The 3800-nt window shown below is 62.8% G+C and carries 3 protein-coding genes; all 3 read right to left on the minus strand.

All coding sequences use genetic code 11. The features are described from left to right. Positions 1 to 50 precede the first annotated feature (50 nt). A complete protein-coding gene (locus ACR0AI_RS21875; protein WP_480677200.1) occupies positions 51 to 842 on the minus strand; it encodes an FAD binding domain-containing protein in 792 nt (263 codons plus the stop codon). Between the two features lie 95 nt (positions 843 to 937). Continuing rightward, positions 938 to 3298 carry a xanthine dehydrogenase family protein molybdopterin-binding subunit gene (locus ACR0AI_RS21880; protein WP_480677199.1) on the minus strand — a complete coding sequence of 787 codons (2361 nt, stop codon included), beginning with the start codon at positions 3296 to 3298 and terminating at the stop codon, positions 938 to 940. A 25-nt stretch (positions 3299 to 3323) separates the two neighbouring features. Beyond that, positions 3324 to 3800, minus strand: a 477-nt coding sequence (locus ACR0AI_RS21885; protein ID WP_480677198.1) for a (2Fe-2S)-binding protein, incomplete at its 5' end; no start/stop codon positions are given.

The raw sequence follows: 3800 nt of genomic DNA on the forward strand, positions 1-3800 counted from the left end.
CAAAAGCCCCGGGGTTTTGCCCGGGGCTTTAGGTTTTATCACCTATGCGGTTACGAGCAGTTTTGGACGGCGCGTTTTGTCAACACTCCAACCAAATGCGCGCGGTAGTCTTTGCTGCCATGCAGGTCGGCGATCATGTTCATCGGGTTGACGCTCAGCCCCATCAGTGCCTCGGCGCTGAAGGATTTGTTCAAGGCCTCTTCGGCCTCCGCCCACCGGAACACGCCGTCTTCGCTAGCGCCGGTCACGGCCACACGGACACCATCCGCAAAGCGCGCCACGTAGACGCCGACCAGGGCAAACCGGGATGCGGGCTGCAAGAACTTCTGATAGCTCGCCGCCTGCGGCACCGGGAACCGGACCGAGGTGATGATCTCACCCTCATCCAGCGCGGTGGCAAACATGCCCTGAAAGAAGTCATCCGCCGCGATCTGCCGCGCGTTGGTCACGATGGTCGCGCCTGAGCCCAGCACACCCGCCGGATAACAGGCCGCCGGATCATTGTTGGCCACTGACCCGCCAATGGTGCCGCGATTGCGCACCGCCGGATCACCGATCTGACCCGCCAAGGCCGCCAGCGCCGGATACGACCCCGCCGCCTCACGCGCCACCGTGGCATGGGGCGTCGCCCCGCCAATGACGACCGAGCCGTCATCCTCGACGCAGACGCCCTGCATCTCGGCAATCCCACCCATGCTGACCAGCACCGAAGGGGCCGCCAAACGCTGCTTCAGCGTCGGGATCAGCGTCTGACCCCCGCCCAATGGCTGCGCATCCTCGGCCCCCAACGCAGCAACCGCGTCGGCAATGCTCGAAGGCTTCTCAAACTCGAAACTGTACATTCCGCTTTTCCTTTCCGAAGAGCGCAGATCCGCTCTTCATCTGGCTAAAAATACCTCGGGGGTCCGGGGGCTGGCCCCCGGTCCACCCTCTCAACTCAGCTGTTCATCGCCGCCCAAACGCGCGACGGGCTCACCGGCATATCGATGTGATCCACCGCCTTGCCGCCCGAGTTCATCGCATCCAGAACCGCATTGACCACAGCCGGCGGAGAGCCAATCGCCCCGGCCTCACCACAGCCCTTCACACCCAGCGGGTTATGCGTGCAGGGTGTCTGGCTGGAATGATCGACGCCGTAGAAGGGCACATCATCGGCGCGCGGCATGGCGTAATCCATGAAGGATGCGCTCAGAAGCTGGCCATTCTCGTCATAGGCGCAGTTCTCCAGCAGAGCCTGGCCGATGCCCTGACCGATGCCGCCATGAACCTGGCCATCCACGATCATCGGGTTGACGATGTTGCCAAAGTCATCCGCCGCGGTGAAGGCCTCGATACTGACCTGACCGGTCTCGGGGTCCAGCTCGACCTCGCAGGCATAAGCGCCCGAGGGGAAGGTGAAGTTGGCCGGATCATAGAACGCGGTCTCCTCCAGCCCCGGTTCCACCTCCAGCGGGAAGTTATGCGGCACATAGGCCGTCAGGGTCACATCGCCCCAGGCCACCGACTTGTCGGTGCCTGCCACGCTGAACTGACCGTCCTTCAGCTCGATATCCGCCTCGGAGGCTTCCAGCAGGTGGGCGGCAATCTTCTTGGCCTTGTCGATCACCTTCTCGGTGGCCTTCACCATGGCCGAGCCACAGACCGCCAGCGAGCGCGAGCCATAGGTGCCCATGCCGAACGGGATCTTCGAAGTGTCGCCATGCACAATCTCGACCATCGATTCATCAATGCCGATCATGTCGGCCACAACCTGCGGGAAGGCAGTCTCATGCCCCTGCCCGTGGCTATGCGCGCCTACCATGACGCTGATCGAGCCGGTGGCATTCACCCGCACGGTCGCCGCGTCATAGAGACCCGCTCGGGCCCCCAGCATGCCAACGATGTTCGAGGGCGCAATGCCACACGCCTCGATATAGCAGTTGATGCCCAGACCGCGCAGCTTGCCCTTGGCCTCGCTTGCCGCACGGCGCGCGGCAAAGCCTGCCAGATCGGCTGCGGCCTCAAGCTTGTCCATGGTCCCGTTGTAATCCCCGGTGTCATAGGTCAGAGCGACCGGCGTGTCATAGGGGAACTGGGTGATGAAGTTCTGACGGCGCAGGGCAATCGGATCGACTCCCAGCTCGCGCGCAGCTTTATCCACCACGCGTTCCAACTGGAACGTCGCCTCGGGCCGGCCCGCGCCGCGATAGGCATCCACCGGCACTGTGTTGGTGAACATCGCCTTCACATTCACCTGAATGACCGGCGTCTTGTAATTGCCTGCCATCAGCGTGCCGTGTAGCCATGTGGGCACGGAACTGGAGAAGGTCGACAGATACGCTCCAAGGTTCGCGTAGGTGTTGGTCCGCAACCCGATGAAGTTATTGTCTGCATCCAGCGCCAGTTCGATTTTGCTGACATGATCCCGGCCATGGGCGTCCGACATGAACGCCTCGGACCGGCTGGAGGTCCACTTGACCGGGCGGTTGCAGGCCTTGGCGGCGAAGGTACAGAACGCCTCTTCCGCATAGTGGAAGATCTTGGTGCCAAAACCGCCGCCCACATCCGGGGCCACCACGCGGACCTTATGCTCGGGCAGACCCAGCACGAAGGCGCACATCAGCAGGCGGATCACATGCGGGTTCTGCGAGGTCGTATAGAGCGTGTACTCATCCGTGCCCCGCCTATACTCACCCACCGCCACGCGCGGCTCCATCGGGTTAGCGACCAGGCGGTTGTTGACCAGATCCAGCGTGGTCACATGGGCCGCATTGGCGAAGACCTCGTTGACCTTGGCGTCATCCGCCTCACCCAGCTGCCAGTCATAGCAGATGTTGTTCTTCAGATCGTCATGGACCAGCGTCGCGCCCTCTTGCGCGGCGGCCTTCATGTCGATCACGGCGGGCAGTTCCTCGATCTCGAGGTCAATCGCCTCGGCCGCATCACGCGCCTGCTCCAGGCTGTCGGCCACAACGGCGGCGATGGGATCGCCCACATGGCGCACCTTGCCCTGGGCCAGAATGGGATGTGCAGGCTCCTGCATGGGCGCGCCGTGCTTGTCCGTCACCTCCCAGCCGCAGGGCATGCCGCCCACGCCTTCGAAATCCTTGCCGGTGAACACCTTGACCACGCCCGGCATGGCCTCGGCCGCCGAGGTATCAAGGCTGGTGATCCGGCCATGCGCGATATCCGAGCGCAGGAAATGAACATAGGCCTGTCCGGCCACGTTGATGTCGTCGGTATAATTGCCTGCTCCGGTCAGAAAGCGCACGTCCTCGCGCCGCTTGGAACTGGCTCCGATGCCACTGTCTTTGGGCATTGCTTGTTCTCCTCCCTCGGGCCGCTTATTCGGCGGCGATGCTGCTGACGTCCTGGCCCGAAGCGGCCATGATCGCCTTGACGATGTTGTGATAGCCCGTGCAGCGGCACAGGTTGCCTTCCAGATACTTGCGGATCTCGGCCTCGGACGGGCGCGGATTGTCCTTCAGCAAGGCCGCCGCGCTCATCACCATGCCTGGCGTGCAGAAGCCGCATTGCAGCCCGTGGTGATCCTGAAACGCCTGCTGGATCGCATTGAGCGTCCCATCCTCGGCCGCCTGACCCTCGATCGTGCCGACCTCGGCCCCGTCAGCCTCAACCGCCAGCATGTTGCACGACTTCACGGCCTCGCCGTTCACATGCACCACACAGGCCCCACATTGCGCCGTATCACAGCCAACATGCGTCCCCGTCAAAGACAAATGATCCCGCAAAAAACCAGACAATAACGTCCGACCCTCAACTTCACCGCTCACAGACATGCCATTCACAGTCAGCGATAT

Source organism: Ruegeria sp. BG3 (genome assembly GCF_056538485.1).